Below are 20,600 nucleotides of genomic sequence, written 5' to 3'. Positions count from 1 at the left end.
AGGAATGGAAACGGGACGTTCTTCGTCACTTGAATCTGATTATATAGTAAATGCATGTACATGACCAGCCGTTGAAAGGAGGCGCGACGTTACATTATGCGGCTTCAACGGTGAGGTGAATCGCATTGCCGGAAGGGTCGTGTACGACATATGCGTCACCTTTTTCAACAAAGGTAACACCTTCACTGCGCAGATGACTCAGCAGCAATTCACGGCTTTCAGCGGTCGTAAACACAATGGTGAAGTACGATAGCCCCACTGTATCCGCTGGCGGCAAGGTCGCGCCGGTTCCCGCCCAAATGTTCATGCCGATATGGTGATGGTATCCGCCAGCGGAGACGAAAACTGCCGACATCTGCGCATAATCTCCGACAACATCAAAACCAAGCTTTCCTTCATAAAAGGCTCGCGACTGCCGAAGGTCTCCAACATGCAGATGAATATGTCCGATAACGGTACCCTGCGGCAAGCCTTTCCACTCCGAACCTTCGCTTTCTGCGAGAAGGCTTTCCCAAGCGATGGGATCGCTAGCCATTACATAGTTGCCGCCCGCATCCTGTTTCCACTGATCCCGCGGCCGGTCGGCATAAATTTCAATCCCGTTATTGTCAGGGTCTGCAATATAAAGCGCCTCACTGACCAAATGATCCGCCTGCCCGATATGGATGCCGGATTGGATCAAGTTGCGCAAAGCGAGCGATAACGAATGGCGGTCCGGAAGCAATATGGCAAAATGGTACAGTCCTGCATGGGATCGTCTTTGGGGAACGACTGCATTCGGTATTTCCTCAAGAACGAGCAAGGTCGTCTGCCCATCAGCGGTAAACGAAGCAATGCGCTTCACCTCGTCTTGCTTCAGAACCTTTAACCCGACAACCTCCTGGTAGAACTGTATCGATCTGTCCAGCTGACTAACCTTTAATCTAACTTCGCCCAGCGTAATATTCGGATCCATATGTGAGGCCATCTCAATCACTCCTACAAAGTTTCATATCGCTTATATTAACCCATTTGCATATAAAAATAAAGTTGATAATTAAAAGTAAGTTATGATGAATGCTTATCTACGGCCCTTTTTACGCGTCATTATCGTAGATGGCCGCGAATTGATGATAAGCACCAGCTGATCCTGCATATATTCCGGAGAATATTTAAACCCGCCTTCAATCCAATGGAAAACAAGACCAAGCAAGGCATGGATAGAATAGATAACGTGAAGCTCACGATTTAGATTGTCAGCAGAGTCGTCCAGATCCTCGGCAACAACGATGCCCTTTGGGAACGCGTATTTGCAGTTAATACTACGGGACCAATGAGAACAACACGAAAAGCGCTTCCTATTTTTATCGAAAAGAAAAGCGGAGTTATCGTTAATATTGCTTCTGCGGGAGGTTTGCAAGGGTCGAGAGCCGGCGCCGCTTATACAGCGGCCAAACATGCAGTCGTAGGATTTACTAAAAATGTAGGGTTTCAATATGCTAATTTGGGAATTCGCTGTAATGCGATTGCCCCAGGCGGGGTAGCTACAAATATTGGAGCCACTCTCAATGAACCAAATAAATTCGGCATGGAGAGAGCAATGGCAGGCATGCATTTGAACCCGCGTACTGGTGATTCAACAGACATTGCTAAGGTTGCTCTGTTCTTGGCCTCAGATGATTCCGGTTTTGTAAATGGAACTGTAATTACAGCCGACGCCGGGTGGACTGCATATTAGTATAAATTCACATGAGAAACTGGTCGCTACAGCGGTCAGTTTCTTTGTTTTGAAGAGGTATATGGATCAGGGGTTCAAGCTTAAAAAAACGAATCGGTGGAATGATAAGGAGAAAAAGGGGGAATGAGGGTGCATGAAACGCTGCTATCAAAACTGAGGCAGTTTGTAGTCGAGCTCGAGAAGAAAGAGGCTTCAGCTAAATATTCAATTCCCGACGGGGTCATGAACGCTGTAAAAAAAGCCAAATCGCTGGAAAAGCTGCTGCATGAAATATTCACGCAGGTTGGCGGAAGCGGCGGGATTCACCTGAGTTCCATCATCCGCAGAGAGTTCGGCATAAATGCGGAGTTGATGGATCACTTCGGGCAATGGGCGCCTTACAGCAAGGAGCTGTTCGAGGATGAACTCCACGATGCGGTTGACAGAGCGGAGATTCGTGCGGGAAACCAGGGAGTGTTTTTTGAAGGTACGCCTAGCAAAAAGGAAGCAGCGGAAGCCCTTCAATTGCTGAAGAATATCGCGCATGCCGCAATAAGATGCCAGTTTCATGCCAAGCTCGCTGGACCGGAGCAATATGTTGACATCTTGGATAATCTCCTGCAGTTTTATGCCCTGCCGAATACATACCCTGAGGGGAATGCCGTTAATTACCGAAACCTCATCTCGGGCGACCGGCTTTACGCGATGTCAGGCGGCGACGACAGAATCACCGATGCCTTGAAGGCTTTTGCCAAAGAGTGGTACCAGCAGTCACCGCATTCATTCCTGGAGAGCAAGGAAGGGTATCTTTCTTATGAATTTGTCCGCCATTTCTTGTATGTATTAACGGAGGAACAACTTGAGCGGCTGTGCAGCGAATATATCCGGTACATCGAAGTGGAATTCAAGCTGGTAAGGACCAAGCCGAATTTATATCGCGCAAAAAAATTGGAAATCATGCTGGAAACGGTGTTAAGCTGGACGCCGCACGGATAAAGATTAGATACCCCTAAGATCCTTTCAGATCTTAGGGACAGTCCCTCTTTCATTTTATTACCTTATAGAAATGAGAAAAAAGAGCGCAAAAGACCGCGCTTCCTAGGCGGAGCCTGAAGCTTGGCTACAGCAGCCTGGTGAATCTCGTCATGTGAAGAGTAGGTTTTGCTGCTTGACGTCTGAATTGTTTCGACTGAAGCGGCTAATTGTTCAATCATTTGGCGAAGCTCCTCGAGTTCCTTTCGCTGCTGGAGCAGTTGTATCGAGACGACTTCGTCGGCTTTCTGCTCGACTGAGCGTTCGACATGCTCGATGCGGGTTAACATATCTTCCACAGACGGATCATGCGTGTGCAGGGGAGTCTCATCTTGCTTAGGCTCCGGCTGCTGCTCGTTAGTTGTAAGAGCAATGCGATCCAATGTTTCCCCATGATCGATTCGGTCTTTAATGTGAATGAGCAGATCAATTTCCTGCTCCGAGAAAATATAGTGGCCAAACCGGTCCTTTTGAAAAAAATTAGGGAAAGTGGAAGCCCAACGTTTGATAGTCGTTTGGCTGACGGAAAGCAGATCTGCGGCATCCTTCGTTTTCAAAGTACCCATTTCTATCCCTCCACTTCGGATGTTCTGTTATGGATAATTCGCCGTTTTTAAGCGACTCCCTGCAAGGGTGACAAAGGTAGTGCTGATTCGATAAACAAAGTGTTTTTACGAGTAATCATGAGCTTTTGAAGGAGGAGAATCAAAAGAAGAACTTGGAATTTCAATGAAAATCATCAGTCTCAAGATACCATAATGTGGTAGGATAAAGAGGGTGAAATGAGACGTGAACACAACACAATGGATAGGGAATAATAAATTGGCAGAAGCAAACACTAAAAGGGCTGCCTAGTATGATATTAAAGTAGATAATACAAAAGAATAAAGGAGATACGATGACAGAGAAATCAGCACTAATAGAAACAGGATGGAACTTCGACAACAGTTATGCCCGCCTTCCGGAACTATTTTTTACCAGGCAGGACCCAACCTCTGTACGCTCACCGAAGCTGATCATTCTTAATGGTCCATTGGCAGCTTCCCTAGGGTTGAACGTCCAAGCGCTGCAAAGTGATAATGGTGTAGCGGTGCTTGCTGGCAACAAGATTCCCGAAGGCGCTTTGCCTCTTGCACAAGCTTATGCAGGGCATCAATTCGGGCATTTTACCATGTTAGGGGACGGTCGGGCTCTGCTGCTTGGCGAACAGATCACTCCCCTTGGAGATCGGGTTGATATTCAGCTTAAGGGCCCAGGTAGAACGCCATACTCCCGCCGAGGCGATGGCCGGGCGGCACTTGGACCGATGCTGCGCGAATACATCATCAGCGAAGCCATGCATGGGCTCGGTATTCCTACTACCCGCAGCCTAGCGGTGGTGACAACCGGTGAATCCGTAATCCGCGAAACCGAGCTGCCTGGTGCAGTTCTTACCCGTGTGGCTGCCAGTCATCTGCGCGTCGGAACTTTTCAATTCGTTTCGAATTGGGGCTCTGCCCAGGATCTCAGAGCCATGGCAGATTATACGTTGCAAAGACATTTTAAAGAAGTTGACACGGATGGGAACCGCTATCTTTCCCTGCTTCAGGAAGTGATCAAGCGTCAGGCCGAGCTGATTGCCAAATGGCAGCTCGTTGGCTTTATTCACGGGGTGATGAACACGGACAACATGACCCTTAGCGGAGAAACCATTGATTATGGTCCCTGCGCCTTCATGGATGCCTTTGACCCTGCTACTGTATTCAGTTCCATTGACGTTAATGGCCGTTATGCCTATGGCAATCAACCGCAGATAGCTGCATGGAATCTTGCTAGATTTGCTGAAACCCTTTTGCCGCTGCTGCATGACGACGAGGATCAGGCTGTCAAACTGGCGGAGGATGCGATTTCGGATTTTAGCGACTTGTATTTCCGAAATTGGTTTGCGGGAATGAGGGCAAAACTCGGAATCTTTAACGAAGAGCAGCAGGATGAATCCCTTATTAAAGAACTGCTTAGTATGATGCAGAAGGGTAGTGCGGACTACACCAATACCTTCCGCGCCTTAACTTTTGATAAGCCGGAGGATACGGTCCTGTCTGGCAACACGGAATTTGCTCAGTGGCATGATCTGTGGCAGGCGAGACTAGGCAGGCAGCAGGAGTCAAAAGCTTCCTCGCATCAGTTGATGCGCAGCAGCAATCCCGCGCTAATCCCCCGCAACCACCGGGTAGAAGAAGCGCTGGATGCCGCGGTGAAGCAAGGAGACTACAGCGTAATGGAGCGGCTTCTCCATGTTCTTTCGAACCCCTACGCCCACTCTCCCGAACAGGAAGAGTATTCAACACTGCCTGCAACACCAACATGTTACCGAACCTTTTGCGGTACCTGATATAGCAGCATAGACCAACCAATTAATCGTCAAGAAAAACTTCATAATAAGTGTTCAGAAAAGGGCATCTTAATTGGCCCTTTTTTTAACGCATGTTATACTTAAAGTAAAATACTGGGGGAATAATCATGGAATCCAGTAGATGTCTCATGTAAGTTATTAGTGAAAGTTGATTTAATCTATGAATAGGAAGTGCAAAACGATGGATTTCGAAATGGTTATGCAGGAACTGGAAGCCCTCGGCAAGGAACGAATCAAAAAGACTTACATAAGCAATGGCGCACACGAGCCGCTTTTTGGCGTGGCTACAGGCGAAATGAAGCCGATCGCAAAGAAAATCAAGAAAAATCAGCCTTTGGCCGAGCAGCTTTACGCCACTGGGAACTACGATGCCATGTATTTTGCCGGCATCATTGCGGACCCAATGACAATGACTGAAGCGGATTTTGAGCGTTGGATGGATGCGGCATATTTTTATATGCTGTCCGATTTTGTGGTTGCAGTGACATTGGCAGAAACCGATTTTGCGCAAGTTGTTGCCGACAAATGGATCGCAAGCGGTGAAGAACTTAGAATGTCGGCAGGCTGGAGCTGTTACTGCTGGCTTTTGGGTAATCGCCCGGACGGTGAATTTAGCGCAAGCAAGATTGCCAGTATGCTAGATCAGGTGGAAAATACGATTCATGATTCTCCTGATCGAACCAAATCCGCTATGAATAATTTTATCTACACAGTCGGGATTTCATATTTGCCGCTCCATGATAAGGCAGTTGAAACCGCAAAGGCAGTAGGCCCAGTCGAAGTCAGCCGGGGCAAGACAAAAAGCAGTATCTCGCTCGCTTCCGAAAATATTCAAAAGTCTATAGATAGAGGGGCGCTTGGTTTCAAACGCAAAAATGTAAGGTGTTAGCATAGTTTGTGTAGTTTACGTCGTTCTTGGCAGTCTGCACGGAAAAAGTTATCGTCGCAGGGTTTCGTTTTATACGATCATATGTTCGTAAAAAACTGTTTACGCAGCTCCTTTTTGGTGTATAATGAATTTGGTTGTCCAAATTGTTCCAGAGGAGCTGTTGAATGATGTCAATCAGTTTGAACCCGTATTTGTGTTTAGATGGCAACACGAAAGAAGCGGTCCATTTTTACGAGAAAGCGCTGGGCGGGAAATTGCTGAGCATTATGACGTTCGGAGATATGCCTGCGGACCCGAATCATCCGTTGACGGATGACATGAAGGATCGCGTTATGCATGCGCACTTGAAAGTCGGCGACGCTGATCTTATGTTCTCCGATACATTCCCAGGCATGCCTTTCCAGCCGGGCGATACGGTTCAGATTGCCATCCATCCTAGAGAAGAGGCAAGAGCGAGAGAAATCTTCGCCGCTTTGGAAGACGGCGGACAAGTCGTCATGCCCCTTCAGAAGACGGATTGGAGCCCCTTGTACGGGATCGTAAAGGACAAGTTCGGGGTTACTTTCCAAGTGAATGTCCCAGGGGAGCAGCCGCAGTAATAGCATACAGACTTCCGCTACGCCAACAAACGAAGCCTCAGGAGGCTTACTCAGATTTCATGGTCCAGAGAGAACTGATTCAACGAGTTTTAGCTACCCGATTACGAAAACCGGATTCCTTTGTAGAATAAAGGGTCCGGTTTTTTTCATATATCGAATTGCTTAGCGTATGATTTTTTCAGTTATGTGAGGAAACCAGCCATTATATTAACCGTTTCTATGCCAGATTTGCCATTGCGGTAACGGAAACGATAGCATAAACACGAAGATACGGCAGCCAATATTCTGTTGTAGAAAAAAAACCGTCCTCGCGGACGGTCATTTGTTTTTGTTATGATTAGGGATTAACAAACTGCCACTGCAGGTTGGTACTGGAATTGCTGCTCCACAATTTCAAGTCGGAGCCATTTGTAGCATTGCCGCCGCCATCCAAATAAAGTCCGGTAGCAACATTTTTTATCCTGTAATTACTTCCGTAGGCTTCCAACACCCACCGCTGGTTGTTGCTGGTACTGTTGCTCCACTGTCCGCAAATGGAACCGTTTGTGGTACGGCCCATGCCGTCAATATACAAACCTGTAGCAACATTCTTTATTTTGTAATAGCTTCCGTAGAATTCCATTACCCATTGTTGGTTGTTGCTGGTGCCGGCGCTCCATTGGCCTGCGTTGGAGCCGTTGGTCGTACGGCCTATGCCGTCAATATACAGCCCTGTCGTCACGTTTTTCATTTTAGAAGTGTTCATGACACTCATGATCGCATCAATAATTCCCTGCTGAGTTATAGCATTAGTAGACCTGTTAAACAATCCAAAGCCATACTGTCCGTTATGTCCATTATCCCAATAAATAGGTACAGAACTATATTTTTTGGCAGCCCCGCTTACTGCTTTTGCAAATGCCGCACGATAAGTATTATTCGTTGAATCAAAAGCTGTTTTATCTATGGAACCGTATTCACCGATGACCACGGGGTATCCTTGTGTTACGAATTTATCATACATGGACTTCAGTTGCGAATCCAAATAATCTTCCTGTCCCCAGGTTGATTTTTTCGAAGCGTTGGTAGCCGTTGCTCCCCATTGAGTGATGTTGCCGGATTCTTCGCCGGCGAAGTCCCAGGGCGAGTAATAATGAACGGAGATCATGATTCTTTTTTCGGAACTTGGAATCGTTGAGGATCTGTTATTGTCCGTAGGAAGCGCAAAACCAGTATAACCATTGTTGCCTGCCGTGTAATCAATGTTCGTATTCCAACCTGGAATCAACAGCCATCTTGCCGCATTGTTTCCGCCGGTTTGTCTCACGGTGTCCACAAAGATTTGATTCAACGTATTAATGTTTGAATAAATAGTGAGGTCAGGCTGTTCCCCACTATATGTCTTCCCATCGAATACTTCGTTCATTGATTCGAAGATCAAATGCTCGTTATAATTGACGAATGTATTGGCAATCTGCTGCCAAACCTTTTTAAATTTGTCTCGAATCGTATTTTGATCGCTTGCATTCGGCAACAACCAATTATCTGACGGGGTATTGGGGGTTGTAGAGTGATAGCCATCATGGTGAATATTGATAATGACAAACAAGCCCTCGCTGTAAGCATAATCGACAACTTCTTTCACTCTGGCCAGATACGCAGAATCAATGGTGTAATTCGGAGCAGAACCGATTTTTTTCATATACGTAACCGGGATCCGAATGGATTTAAACCCTGCTGCTTTTACCTTTTGTATTAACGCTTTTGTGATAACTGGATTACCCCAAGCCGTTTCGCTAGGAACACCATTAATATTAGCATCTAATGCGTTTCCTAAATTCCATCCTGCACCCATTTCAAAAACAACTTGTGAAGAATTCAATTGTGTAAAATCAGCTGTTTCTGCTGCTGAGACTTCCGGACTCCAACCGAAAATGACAGTTGCAAAAACCAATACCATGGCTAATAAATAGACCGTGAATGACTTAAATTTTGACAGCATGCCAAAAACCTCCGTCTCTTATTTTGCTTCATTATGAAATGAATTCAACGAAAGAACTTCCATCCGATAGCGACTCTATTAATTCCCCCCTTTCTATTTATATAGTCTCTTGGAATTTCCTCCTGGAGACTGGAGTATGAATTTCTACGGTGCATTTTGATTATATAAGAATAAATGCATATAATATCACCCCATAAATTGTCACAAAAATCATATAAAAATCTAGAAAGCGCTTTCATTATAGGGTCATTGGACGAGTGGCGCCAAAGAAATGTATGAGGCTCCTGTCCTTGCTTTGCAGTTTAGGGGCCAGATCAGTCACAAGCCCAAGTGAGCTCACACATCTTGGCTGGTCAAAGGCCGGTATATTAGGATTATTTTCCTATATCAGACAAGCTCTCAACACCTTATAATCTTATTGAGTAAAAAGTACCAAAAATTTGCATCATGTCCATACATAACCACAAAATGACTAGGAGATGGTATAAATGGAAGTGATCATTGGACAAGTACCAATCAATCTGAATGAGTTAAAGCAAAATCTATTCACCACCCAGAGTCCCGCTGATGGTATTTTGTCTCCAGGGCAGCCTTTCATCTATCGAGTTTGTAAACCAGCTTTCCCAGTTGTCCCACGCTCAGGGCACGCCGGCGAATATTACTATGGTGAGAACTACGATTTCCCATACGAATTGGAAATTTTCACTTCCTTAAAGAACGGTACGGTTGAGCTTATTCGCGGGAAGGATTACCTTATTGAAGAGGTTCGAACTGACAAATACACTGAGGTTATTATCACCCCTTTAATTGTAGTGGAGCAACAATCCGCACTTATCCTGCAGCCAATAGCAAGAATTAATCTGAATCATTATTCAACTGAACGTACATTTGGTGCGGAAACCATTACCTTACTCCCTACTGTGTCGGCAACATACTTCGAATCCTTCTTAGCTGAGTCTACTTCAACAGATATCCTGCGCAGCGGCGACTATATGCAGGCAAGTCTATCAACCATACTGCAATCCCTTCCAGCAGGTTCTGCTACTGGCTCTTTCCCCATCAAGACGACTATGCCTATTAACGGAAAACCTACTCTTGTTACGATCCATTCCATTTTATGGGAAGCTTATAAGAAACCGATCTCCACTGATTCCAGCATGTCAGCAGTCGCTCCTAGTAAGCTTATCGAAGGTCAAGATTTTGAAGCGCCGGATGGACTCGACAAAATCACATCTCGCTTTTTATTTCACCCGCAGACTGAAGATTACGAGGCATATGCGTCCGCGAAAGTCCTTACTGAATGTAACGGAGTTACCGAGACTCTCACCCTTGCCACTCCGACTACCACGGTTCAATCCATCACTTCTATTATCACAGATATCCTAGGCGGATTCGATCTTATACCGGACTCCTTCCATGCGCTGCAGCCTGGCCAACCTCTTGAATTAAAGACGATTCACAAGGCATTAGATTTATCCGAATCGTTCGGGACTTTGAATCTTGGAGCATTGTCCATACCATGGAAGATCACCGGAATGGTATGGGAGCTTAATAAAGTTACGCCTGCTAGTGCAGCAGCCGATACCCCAACACCTCTACCGCCTTCATTGGGGAAAGATTTTTTCCTATCTGACGTTGAGAATGCCTTTAAACAGAAGCTGCTCATTCGACCGATTATCGCAGACTCAGAGGCTCTCGCCACCCCTCAAGTATATGAATTAAAAGGGACTGTTTCTTGTATAGTAAACGGCATATTAAGCAGCTCTAATCCTATCACTTTACTGGTCAAACAACTGCCGCTAGTGAAAGAACAAATTCAGTCCTTATTTCAGGTGAAATCAAGCAAGCCTAAGTCACTTCGTTTCGGTGAGCAAGTTCTTATAAAGCTAGTGACACCGCTAGAGAAGCTTGCCAATGTTGCCTCTCCGCTTGCAGCGGCTGCACTTCCCGATTTACAGTGGTTTCCCATTACAGGCGACTTTCCGATAGGCGAACTATCTCTGCCATTGGAAATTACTAAAATCGCATGGAGCGTATTTGACGGCAGCGGTCTTCCGCTGGTGGAGGGAGAGCACTTCCGTACCCTTGAAGGGTTAAGCAGTCTTCAAACTTCTCTAGTGTTCTTGCCTCCACTCTCAGGGAACAGCGGGGCCTCCTCGATTCCCCGTAAGGTACAGGCAACTGTAACTGCCGCACTTAATGGAAAAGAGTTGACTCTTGATGGTCTCAATCTTACCTTTTTGTTAACAAGCTTAAATTTAGTTCCATTCAAGGACAAAATTCTATCTAGTATCGTGCAAACGCTTAAAGTCACACAAAATGCAAACACGCTGGAGCCTGGCAGTACTTTGACAGCAGAATTGACTTCAACGCTTGCCAAAGCCACACCATCGGCTTCGATGAAGAGCACTGAATCGGCCTTTGCTATTGCTAATAAGACCCTCACAGGATCACTGCCATTCGTCGACGAGGCTATACCGTTTGAGCTTCCTGTTACTTTTAGCGTCAATCTCCAGTGGAATCTCTATAAACAACTGCCGGATGGAAAATTCGTCTTATTGGATGAGAGTGAGTTCGACATTCGCTCATCAGGTGATACGAGTCTTAACCCTTGGAAGGATTCACGTCTAGACGTATTAATATTGCCGCAGATTAAAGGATTTCATCAGCTTGCGGAGATAGACCTGCGTTATCTGGAGGCCGCTATAGTCATTACTGTTCCTACCCTCGATCCCTTACCAGTAGTTCTGCCGAAGATTCCAATCACACAAATTCCAATTGCTGTTCCTGAACTTTTAATGTTGAGTGAGCATAGATTAAGCGATCTTGAACAACCAGGGGACCGTCTTATCATCCTTCCTGAATCTACAATCTCTGGTTTAACAAATTGGGATCTGCTCAAACCCGTATTAGAAACCGCCAACAATCAATTAAAAAAGATCTACGGTTTATTGGATGGTATTGCAAGTAAAGCTGAATTCTTAGTGTTTATATTAGATCTGCAAGATGCCCTGGGACATACTATTCAGCCTGTAAGCAAAATATGGGTAGTTGAGGCTGTCGGGGATTATATACCGAGTATGGAACAGCTGCCAAAAACAGACCATTACAGTACGGATGACGATGAGTGGGATGACGAAGCATCAGGTTTTGTCGCGATTTTACCTGCGAATCGCAAGATTAGAGTGTATGAGGATGACGATTCCGGCGATACTTGGATGGATATCATTCCTTCAAAGGCTCAAATTAATGGCCATACTTATGGGAATATGATATCCATATTAGTTGATTTTAGTGATAAGCCCCTCGTTACAAAACCGGTAGGAACCTTGGAAGGCAGTATGGAAAACGATGATATTGATTCCTTGCGTTTTCTTGATATTTAAAAGATTAAAGCCAGGCATGCCGATTCCGGCAGCCTGGCTTTTTCCTTCGCTTGGTTCTCATTTTTTGAAACAATTACGTGAATGTTTCATTTCAACCTATTCAATAAATTTAATACCTCTCTTTAATCTTTGACAAGCAGACTAGCTTGTGGTAATTAATTGTTAGTTAAATTTGATTGGGGGCAACAAAATGAAAATCGGAATAGTTGGTGATTATAATCCTGAGTATCCCTCTCAGCTTGCCACTAGTAAAGCTCTTATTCATTCATCTAAAAAATTAGGAATAAGTATTGAGCATGAATGGGTTCCCACAGATTATATACATAATCAAATGCCCACCATCAAAGAAACCTACCAAGGTTTTTGGATAGCTCCCGGTATCCCTAACTCTGTTGATGGTGTATTAAATATTATTAAATTTGCACGAGAGAACAATGTACCATTGTTGGGGACTTGTGGTGGATTTCAGTATATTATAATGGAATATGCAAGAAACAAACTGATGATGGACAGAGCTGGGCATGAAGAACAAGAGCCCAACTCGACTCAATTAATTATCACAAAGCTTACTTGTTCTTTAGTTGGTCAAACAGGTGAAATCATAATAAAGAAACCTTCGAGATTGTTTGGAATTTATCAAAAAACACAAGTAGTCGAACATTTCAGGTGTAATTATGGACTAAGTCCAGAATACGAAGCACAAATTAACGAAGCCGGTCTTAAAATTGTTGGAACAGACTCGTCAGGTCAACCAAGAATAATTGAATTACCAGAACACAAATTTTTTGTAGGTACATTGTTTGTCCCTCAATTGAATTCAACCACGGAAACTTCTCATTGCATCGTAGATTCCCTTATTGAAGCTGCTGTTGGAACGGAAGTTCAAAGGTAGCTTAAAAAAAGAACGAGGTGATTTAGTTGGAGCGATTGGATTCTATTAGTTCCAAGCTTATTGATTATTTCAAAATCAATGAGCTTGATAAAGATCCGAGCTTTAGTAAGATTATTCCCAGGGTGGTGGTTGTAGGAAAAGTATTTCAACAGAGTGGGAGACCAGATAAAGGGGGATTGTATTGAAACCGATTAGATATATGCTTTTGGGCTTTTTAGCAATAATCATTTTTAGTGGTTGCAGTAAAAGTTCAAAGGAGTTTATCGAGGAATTAAAACCCCAACATAGTAATTATAAATTACATCTATTTTATACTGATGGTTCAACACCTTATAATGAGATGAACGAAGTGCAAGTTTTTATAAATTCAAGTCCCGTATTCAAGGATAATATTACGGAAATGAATGGTCATGATTATAGTGAACGATTAAACAAAAAATTAAAAAAATTGGGTATAACAACATATCCCATGTATGTACTAATGAACAAGGACGGGGTTGTTTATAAATCGCCTTACCTGAGTGAGATGAAATCGCTTATCAAACAGGAACTTAAACTGAATTGACACAGTAAGTTAACGCATAGAGCTCAATATATACCATTGAAGGCTGCCGATCGGTGGCCTTTTTTGCTGTTTGAGAATTTATTTATGATAAAACAGATAAAAAGGAAGAAGAGGCATAAACCGTCCGTCCGGGACTGTCGCCTAACCACCCTCCACTGAATACATCTGAAGTATAAGATAATTCAGGAGAGGATGTTGGCCGTGCAAGCTGTTCCTCATGATCTCGTTCAAGGATGGATCGCCTACACGTCGGACCGCGGTGGAACGTTCGACATTTGGCTGCACCGACCGCAGGACGGTCTTAATTTTCAACTTACACAGGGGCTTGGAGCGGAGTTTTCCGTTCCTTATTGGTCTCCGGACAGCAGGAGAATCGCTTTCATCGGTATTGACAACGTGGTCCACCTGCTGGATACTGTAACCCTCGCCGTCGCCCGGACCGACCAGATTGAACCCTACACCTTGCTGGATTGGTCCCCGGACAGCCGGTTACTCGCGTATGTCAAAAACGGGAAAATCGTCATCTATGATACTTTCTCACATAGCAGCTATGCCTTCCCGGAGCCGGGTGCCAGCGATGTTCAGTGGTTCCCTTCGAGTACGGAGCTTCTGTTTGCGGCTCCGGATTCTACTAGCATCATCCAGCTCTTCCGAATCCGGACCGATGGCACAGGCCGGAGACAAATCACGCAAAATACGGACGGACCACTCCATGACGTTCGGCTTTCCCCGGACGGGACCTTCGCGCTTTATACGTTCCCCGGTGTCAGCATCTCTATCATTTCGACGGTGGATCTGGCTACGGGCACCATCTACACGCTGGAAGGCGGACCGCTCGCCAAAAACTATTTTCCGGCATGGTCTCCGGACTCCCGGAGCATCGCCTACAGCGCAACCGTTTATAAGGAGCCGAATTATTATTCTCTCATCCAAATCGACAGCCGTACCGGTCAGAATCAAAGGACGTTGGCGGCTTCCGACTGTTTCGCCACTCCCGTCAGCTGGTCGCCGGACGGCGGCAAAATCGCGTATTTATCGGGATGCGCAGGTGTAGGAATCGCAAGTCAGCTCTGGATAGTCGATATCAGGAAGCCGATGCCGGTGAACGTCCTCAGCGGTGGCCGGATTACCGCCCTGCAGTGGTCTCCTCGCGTAAGAAGGGTTCCGGAAAACATCTACACAAGCTTCGTGTACCGGGTATCTTTTCCGTATCCCGCAATCTGGCGCCGGGTCAGCGAAGAGAGGTACGAAGGGCCCGGCGGTTTTTTTCAGGTATCCGCGATTTCATCGGGCGACCGGATAGCCGATGTTTGCAGCTCCGAAGCTTTTCATCCATTGATGCCTTACGGCTCTTCTCCTCGGATTGTCATGATGACGCTACAGAATCAAGAGGCTTGCTTCATTTTTCCGTCGGCCGACCAACCAGCTGAGATGAACAAACAGGCAGCCCTCATCGTGAGATACCCCCGCCCTGTCAAAATCGGGGAAACGTTCTACAATTATTTTATTCTATGGGCCGACGTCAACCATATCCGCCAAATTGGCGGGCGGCTGTCGTTCCTATAGCTGACTAAAAACAACGCTTCGGAGAACCAGTCCATTGAGGGGCTGGTTTTTTCGTTCCATAACTGTGTGTTGAGCAGTGTTGTTGTCCTGACTACTTATTAAAGATATGATAAAACAAGTTCAATTTCCCTTTTACTAGTTTGTCTGGGTGGATTAGTTTGCCGTCTATAACGATAGCGGGCATTGATGTAACACCATATTCACTAACTTTTGACTGCATATCCACACTCGATTCCGTACCGTTAGCGTCATAAATGAGAATTGAACACCTCGGACAAGCATATTCCTTCACGCGTTCGACGATATCTTCTCCGTACAAACTGCTATCTGTAAAAATTTCAATGCTTTTACCCATGTACTGCTTCATCCCTTCTTTATTTTTTTAAGAACGGGGCATTCCTGTTTCAACAGCGGAAGCGTATGAGCTGGTAGGAGAGTCACTTGCTCCAATAATGATTTGAAGTTTTCTAGTTGAGTTATTTTTTCTTCGATCTCTTTAACTTTTGCTGTGGCGAATGCGTACATTTCCTTCGATGGATAGTAGTCCTCTTGTTTTACTAAAGCTAAAAGGTGTTTGATTTCGTTAAGAGTAAACCCAAAGCCCTGTGCTTTCTTAATAAATTTCACATCGTTAACAGTATCTTCTGAAAAAATTCTGTATCCCGATTCATTTCTGTCTGGTTTCGATAGCAGTTTCCGTTTCTCATAGTATTTCACTGTCTCCACATTTACATTAGATGCTCTGGCCACCTGGCTTATGGTGAGACCTTTCATAGCATCAGCCCCCTCATCAGTTATCATATACCCGGTACCATGGTACCGGGTCAATAAAAAATTAAATTATAATCATGAGAGGACTAAATCAACCTAATACTGTACGTCTATCATAGACATAATAGAAAAAGCAGATTGCGAGTGGCAATCTGCTTTTTTTAACTGAATGTATCTTTCGATTCGATAACAAAATGTCTGAAGAGCCCCATATAATCGATTTTGGCTGTGGTTTCGGTCATTTGGGACTTCGTCTACTACCATTGCTAGCAGATGGTTCGAAGTATACCGGTATCGATGCTGGCGCCGGGCTGATAGAGCATGCACGGCACTTATTTAAGGGATTGCCTTACGAGGTGGATTTTGTCGTCGGCGATTTCCACTCCATCCCGATCGAAAGAAAGTATGATATTGCCGTTTGCCATGGCGTGTTGCTCCACATGACCGAGCCCATGCTCTTGCTCAAAAAAATGGCAGATTGTGTGAAGAACGAGGGGAAAGTTATAGCGTTTGAGCCTCACTGGAACGGCAATATGGCCAGCTACTATTTTGAGGGTGTCGACCAGTCTAGCGTTATTCCTCTAGGACTGTTGCAGGAGTTATTTGAGCGGGATGCCTTACGTACAGGTAAGGATGGTAACATCGGATTAAAACTTCCCTTGTATTTCAATCGCCTCGGATTGCGCGATGTGCAGTGCCGAATGAGTGATAAAGTAAACATCATGGATCCCGAGGCGGATCGGGAAAAAGCGACACAGCTTTACGAAGCGATCAAATTCAGCGATCCCGGCGACCGGGAGCAGTTTAGTACCTACCTGATTGAACGAGGGATGTTGCCTGAAGAGGCTGAACGGCAATACGAGGCTGAAAAGCTTTTGTCCGAAACGTTTACTTCTTCGGTTGCTGCAACCTATGCGGCGAGTATCAAAATAACCTTTGGTACCGTGTAGTTGTTTGCTGTGCTAAATGCCGAAAAGGCTGCCGCTTGGCAGCCTTTTGCTTTGCAATCAGGAAGTTTTGTGGGGCATTTAAGCAGGTCCTTGAAGCTTTGCCCAGCTTTTGCAATACTACAACTTTGCCAAGTATGCGTCCAGCTCGTCGAAGGTACCGCCGTAGCCTTGATACATGGAGGAATGTATGGAATGAAAGAATTGAACCTCTTCTTCAGTAGCTTGAATTGGACTAACTTTTATGGTCAAAATCGTCTGGCCGTCCTGCTCGGTGAAGGTCACGATATTCAGGATTTCCAAGGGAACAAGTTCGCTGAATGGAGCCCGAGCTATATTTCCTTGAAAATCGGAGAAGGAATTCACAAAGACGAGCTTGCCCGGTCCTGCAACTTCACGAAAAACGAATTTTCCCCACATCCGGTCGCCGTCCGCGTTCTGCATGCTGTAATGAAAGATGCCGCCCGGTTGCAGATCGAATTTGGAAATGCTGATATCGAAGTCTTTTGGGCCCCACCAATGCTTTAGATGGTCCGGATCCGTCCATGCCTTGAATACCAGATCGCGTGGAGCATTGAAGGTCCGGGTAATTTCCAAAGTAGTTGTTTTCAATGCCTCCAACTCTTCTGCCAGGCGGCCCAAAGTCGACGTGGCGCCTTCAATAGCTCCATATTTGTTAACGGTCTCTTCCAACTCCTCGGCTGTTTGGAATACCATCCGCATAGTTAGTTCGGTCGCATTGCCCTTATCCTCCATTGTAACCGTTACCCGGAAATGCTCTTCTTTTTCGGAGTCACCATGGAAATAAACCAACCGCTCGGGACGAACGATTTCGATGTACTGAATCCGGTTGGCATAATCGGTTCCGTCCGGTCCGTGCATGACATAGCTCCAAACTCCGCCGGGCGTGACGTCAATTGTGTGGGTCGTGATCGTAAAACCTTCCGGTCCCCACCAATGTGATAAGTGCCGAGGGTCCGTCCAGGTTTGGTAGACGATCTCCCTTGGTGCTTGGAAGACGCGCGTCACAGTCAATTCCCGACCCGCTACTTTTGAGATTACGTTGTTCAACATTTTGCTCTCTGCCATCATTCTTCCTCCAAATTTGAGTTTTTGCTTTGCAATTGTTGTAGATAACTGTCCAAACGGTCGAATTTTTCTTCCCAGATGCTACGGTATCTCTCCAGCCAGGCGTTAAGATCTTGAAATGGGCCGGGTCGGAGCTTGTAGATCCGGCGGTTAGCGTCCGCCTGCACCTCGACGACCCCGCTCTCAAGTAATACACGGAGATGCTTAGACACTTGGGGTTGGCGAAGCTGAAGCCGGTCGGTGAGTTCCCCCACCGTGAGGGGACCTTCCCGAAGCAATTCCACTATACGGAATCGGTTAGGTTCTGAGAGTGCATGCAGTAGGGTGTTTTCAAGATGTTCTTCCTTAGATGTGCCCATGGTTGCTCTAGCCCCTTCAAATTACTGTTTTCTATAATAACAATATACCACAAAGTGAATATTCTTGTAAAGGAATACTTAAGTATGTCAAAGCCTTGGAAGTAGGAGTTACATTTTTTATGCAGCTCCCCTTTTGATTTATTTAGGCATTTTGAATAAACTGTATTATAAAAGTGATTTCAATGAAAGGATGTTATGAAATGAAGAAAAAAGTACCGGTGAAACTAGATGATCTAATCAATGAAATTGAAATGCAAATGGATGAGACCTTTACATATATAAATACCCAGACAGGAGAAGTTATAACAATAACAAGTAAAGAGTTGAGAGCTGCAGAAGCTGAAGAGCCACTTGAAAAGTATCCGGATTGGCAAAGAGAGAACATTGAACAAGCAATAAAAATTTTAGAGGATGAGGACGGAGTTTATCTCTATTTCACATTAAGAAACGAGTACCATGAGTATGAAATAGTAGAAGAATTTATCGGGATATTAAGCGATGCAGATGTTCGGGAAGAATTGTTTGGAGCTATTCAAGGAAGAGGGGCTTTTAGAAGATTTAAAGACGGGATTAGAGAACATGACGTCGAAAAACAATGGTATGAATTCAAAGAAAAGAAGATAAAGGAATTAGTTATTGAATGGTGTAAAGAGAATAATGTTGTAACTGTGGAATGAAGTATAAACGAGTAGTTATAAGGAACGAATATAGTCCTGCGCGGACGGAATGGATGAAATTCCATCTTAGCACGAGGTTGATGTGGGAGTGCGTGGATTAGGGTTTACGAGGATCAGGGTTCCCCTAGCTTGTGTGGATGCGGACATCAAATCAGTTATTTGTATGAATGAGGCTTAAAATACGAGTTTTACGGACATTGGATCCGGTATACGCCTTAGAATGCACCCAAAATAGCTGTTTTTCAGCAAATAACGGATTCAATGTCCATAAGTACCTCATATGATGGGCGAAATGGACAAATAACGCATTTGATGTCCATAAGTACCCCTTAAGATGGGCTAAACGAATAAATCAACGGATTCAATGTCCATAAGTACCTCATAGGATGGGCGAAACGGACAAATAACGCATTTGATGCCCTTGTACGCCTAGTCATTTCGTTATTCAAACCATGGGGCCCGCGCAAACAGAAAAATCGTTCACAATGAGAGGAATGAAAGTAGCTTTAGCATGGAAATTATTTCGAGTTTGTTCCTATCGTCTGTTCCTGCTGTCGTTTGGCGGCTGCATCCGCGGGGAACTGCGGTGGTTTACTCTTGGGTTGTTTGTTCTCACCGCTTTGCAGCATATGACGAATCAGAGTTTCTCCGGGTTTCTCCTCACGTTTCATACGGTTGACGCCTTATTCTTGCTCGGGATTGCATTTAACGAAACGTTCCTGGCCTTGGCTACTTCTTCGCAGGAACAACCCGGTCTCCCGCGAGAGGGCATTATAAGGGAGTAAACTCTCCGTTACAAAATACGCGAAAGCTTGCGGTATTCCCGGGGCGAAATGCCTTCGTGCCGGCGGAAGATGCGGCTGAAATAATGGATGTCCGGATAACCGACCCGCTCGCCGACCGTCTCCACTGATAAATCAGTTTCCCTAAGCAGTTTTCTTGCTTCCCGGTGCCGGATGGAGCTTACGTATTCGCCCGGAGGCATGCCGGCCAGCTGTTTGAACAGTTTAGCCATATGATCCTCGTTCATGCTCATCTTCCTGGCTAACTCCTTGTTAGACCACATGTCGGCAGGTGCGGCTTCAATACGATGCATCAGTTCTGCAATTTTGGCGCCATGGACGGAAGCGTCCGAAAGCCGCCGTGACATCTGGGTTCTCAGCAGGTGGGCGAGAATGTTCAGCATAAGCGCTTTGCATACTAGCTCGTATCCAGGGGGCCGCATCGTAAATTCATGCTCAAGCTGCTCTATCAACTGAACACACGCAAGCGGCGGCGTATAGACCGGATTCTCGGATAACGGCGAGAATAATTCGGCAACCGCTTCCGTACCGAATTTGTCGAACTGGACAGCCTCCTCATTTACGACCATATCCGCCTCAGTGAGAATCTCCAGCTCATCGAAAAAATCGAAATGGATGCCGAGAAACTTAGCAGACGGCTCTGATACGACTTCATTCCGGTGGAATACACCAGAAGGCAAAAAGATCAATTGCCCGGCGACGATCGTATAACGCTGCCCGTACATCGCTGTAGCCGCTTCGCCTTGGCAAACGTACAACAGCTCAAAGTCGTAGAGTCTTCGAAGGTTCAGCACCCCGGGGGTCAAGGTTTGAAACTGGGCGTAATGAATGCTGGGGGACCATTCGCGGAACGGGGCCGGCTGCAGCCGCGGAAAACCGTTTGAGCATTGAGACATCCTTCATTCTCCAATCTGGTCACAATTGTTTATAAAAGACCGGAATTGTGCAAATAATCA

The 20,600-nt window shown here is 45.4% G+C and carries 20 protein-coding genes and 1 pseudogene; 12 read left to right on the top strand and 9 right to left on the bottom strand.

All coding sequences use genetic code 11. The features are described from left to right. Positions 1–94 precede the first annotated feature (94 nt). Positions 95–967: a VOC family protein gene (locus DFP97_RS09635; protein ID WP_114379783.1), complete on the bottom strand. Its 873-nt coding sequence runs from the start codon at positions 965–967 to the stop codon at positions 95–97. Between the two features lie 93 nt (positions 968–1,060). After that, positions 1,061–1,252, bottom strand: a complete 192-nt coding sequence (locus tag DFP97_RS32250) for a TetR-like C-terminal domain-containing protein (protein WP_425453514.1) — start codon at positions 1,250–1,252, stop codon at positions 1,061–1,063. 15 nt (positions 1,253–1,267) lie between these two features. Here DFP97_RS32250 and DFP97_RS09630 point away from each other — a divergent pair. Together DFP97_RS09630 and DFP97_RS09625 are read left to right on the top strand one after the other, a co-directional pair. Beyond that, a pseudogene (locus DFP97_RS09630) lies at positions 1,268–1,717 on the top strand (SDR family oxidoreductase); the annotation flags it as partial. Positions 1,718–1,840: 123 nt separating this feature from the next. Continuing rightward, positions 1,841–2,692 (top strand): hypothetical protein, encoded by an 852-nt coding sequence (locus DFP97_RS09625; protein ID WP_114379782.1) that lies wholly within the window; start codon positions 1,841–1,843, stop codon positions 2,690–2,692. 62 nt (positions 2,693–2,754) lie between these two features. Here the strand turns inward: DFP97_RS09625 and DFP97_RS09620 are convergent, their stop codons facing one another. After that, on the bottom strand, positions 2,755–3,294 hold the full coding sequence (locus tag DFP97_RS09620) for a MerR family transcriptional regulator (RefSeq protein WP_114379781.1): 540 nt from the start codon (positions 3,292–3,294) through the stop codon (positions 2,755–2,757). A gap of 332 nt (positions 3,295–3,626) precedes the next feature. On the opposite strand from DFP97_RS09620, the gene DFP97_RS09615 reads away from it, so the two are divergent. The 3 genes from DFP97_RS09615 (at position 3,627) to DFP97_RS09605 (ending at position 6,608) form a co-directional block, all read left to right on the top strand. Further along, complete coding sequence (locus DFP97_RS09615) at positions 3,627–5,099, top strand: protein adenylyltransferase SelO (protein WP_114379780.1); 1,473 nt, start codon at positions 3,627–3,629, stop codon at positions 5,097–5,099. 202 nt (positions 5,100–5,301) lie between these two features. Beyond that, positions 5,302–6,009 carry a DNA alkylation repair protein gene (locus tag DFP97_RS09610; protein ID WP_114379779.1) on the top strand — a complete coding sequence of 236 codons (708 nt, stop codon included), beginning with the start codon at positions 5,302–5,304 and terminating at the stop codon, positions 6,007–6,009. Positions 6,010–6,176: 167 nt separating this feature from the next. After that, positions 6,177–6,608: a VOC family protein gene (locus DFP97_RS09605; protein WP_114379778.1), complete on the top strand. Its 432-nt coding sequence runs from the start codon at positions 6,177–6,179 to the stop codon at positions 6,606–6,608. 337 nt (positions 6,609–6,945) lie between these two features. Here the strand turns inward: DFP97_RS09605 and DFP97_RS09600 are convergent, their stop codons facing one another. Further along, positions 6,946–8,589 (bottom strand): cellulase family glycosylhydrolase, encoded by a 1,644-nt coding sequence (locus DFP97_RS09600; protein ID WP_181873434.1) that lies wholly within the window; start codon positions 8,587–8,589, stop codon positions 6,946–6,948. A gap of 488 nt (positions 8,590–9,077) precedes the next feature. Between DFP97_RS09600 and DFP97_RS09595 the strand changes: the two genes are divergently transcribed. The 4 genes from DFP97_RS09595 (at position 9,078) to DFP97_RS09580 (ending at position 14,998) form a co-directional block, all read left to right on the top strand. Then, complete coding sequence (locus DFP97_RS09595) at positions 9,078–11,975, top strand: hypothetical protein (protein ID WP_114379777.1); 2,898 nt, start codon at positions 9,078–9,080, stop codon at positions 11,973–11,975. A 190-nt stretch (positions 11,976–12,165) separates the two neighbouring features. Then, the gene (locus tag DFP97_RS09590; protein WP_114379776.1) at positions 12,166–12,867 is read left to right on the top strand and encodes a CTP synthase C-terminal region-related (seleno)protein; all 702 of its coding nucleotides are present in this window, start codon (positions 12,166–12,168) and stop codon (positions 12,865–12,867) included. Between the two features lie 181 nt (positions 12,868–13,048). Next, on the top strand, positions 13,049–13,432 hold the full coding sequence (locus tag DFP97_RS09585; RefSeq protein WP_114379775.1) for a hypothetical protein: 384 nt from the start codon (positions 13,049–13,051) through the stop codon (positions 13,430–13,432). Positions 13,433–13,624: 192 nt separating this feature from the next. Continuing rightward, a complete protein-coding gene (locus tag DFP97_RS09580) occupies positions 13,625–14,998 on the top strand; it encodes a PD40 domain-containing protein (RefSeq protein WP_114379774.1) in 1,374 nt (457 codons plus the stop codon). Positions 14,999–15,089: 91 nt separating this feature from the next. Here the strand turns inward: DFP97_RS09580 and DFP97_RS09575 are convergent, their stop codons facing one another. Together DFP97_RS09575 and DFP97_RS09570 are read right to left on the bottom strand one after the other, a co-directional pair. Then, positions 15,090–15,353 (bottom strand): thioredoxin domain-containing protein, encoded by a 264-nt coding sequence (locus DFP97_RS09575; RefSeq protein ID WP_147275039.1) that lies wholly within the window; start codon positions 15,351–15,353, stop codon positions 15,090–15,092. Positions 15,354–15,361: 8 nt separating this feature from the next. After that, positions 15,362–15,772, bottom strand: a complete 411-nt coding sequence (locus DFP97_RS09570) for a MerR family transcriptional regulator (RefSeq protein WP_114379772.1) — start codon at positions 15,770–15,772, stop codon at positions 15,362–15,364. A 191-nt stretch (positions 15,773–15,963) separates the two neighbouring features. On the opposite strand from DFP97_RS09570, the gene DFP97_RS09565 reads away from it, so the two are divergent. Beyond that, complete coding sequence (locus DFP97_RS09565) at positions 15,964–16,719, top strand: class I SAM-dependent methyltransferase (RefSeq protein ID WP_114379771.1); 756 nt, start codon at positions 15,964–15,966, stop codon at positions 16,717–16,719. A gap of 117 nt (positions 16,720–16,836) precedes the next feature. Here the strand turns inward: DFP97_RS09565 and DFP97_RS32090 are convergent, their stop codons facing one another. After that, a complete protein-coding gene (locus tag DFP97_RS32090) occupies positions 16,837–17,808 on the bottom strand; it encodes an SRPBCC family protein (protein WP_342773262.1) in 972 nt (323 codons plus the stop codon). Further along, positions 17,805–18,164, bottom strand: a complete 360-nt coding sequence (locus DFP97_RS09555; RefSeq protein WP_114379770.1) for an ArsR/SmtB family transcription factor — start codon at positions 18,162–18,164, stop codon at positions 17,805–17,807. Before DFP97_RS09555 ends, DFP97_RS32090 begins: the two co-directional genes overlap by 4 nt. Before the next feature lie 200 nt (positions 18,165–18,364). Between DFP97_RS09555 and DFP97_RS09550 the strand changes: the two genes are divergently transcribed. After that, on the top strand, positions 18,365–18,841 hold the full coding sequence (locus DFP97_RS09550; protein ID WP_114379769.1) for a UPF0158 family protein: 477 nt from the start codon (positions 18,365–18,367) through the stop codon (positions 18,839–18,841). A 494-nt stretch (positions 18,842–19,335) separates the two neighbouring features. Beyond that, entirely contained in the window at positions 19,336–19,626 is a 291-nt protein-coding gene (locus DFP97_RS30415; RefSeq protein WP_147275038.1) for a hypothetical protein, read from the top strand. Between the two features lie 8 nt (positions 19,627–19,634). Here DFP97_RS30415 and DFP97_RS09545 read toward each other — a convergent pair whose 3' ends face one another. Next, positions 19,635–20,540, bottom strand: coding sequence for a helix-turn-helix domain-containing protein (locus DFP97_RS09545; protein ID WP_114379768.1), 906 nt, complete (start codon positions 20,538–20,540; stop codon positions 19,635–19,637). Between the last annotated feature and the right edge of the window lie 60 nt (positions 20,541–20,600).

Origin of the sequence: Paenibacillus prosopidis (assembly GCF_003337375.1) — a bacterium.
Classification (GTDB): Bacteria; Bacillota; Bacilli; order Paenibacillales; family Paenibacillaceae; genus Pristimantibacillus; species Pristimantibacillus prosopidis.
Note: the sequence above shows the minus strand (reverse complement) of the source record. Positions and strands in the feature narration are given on the sequence as shown.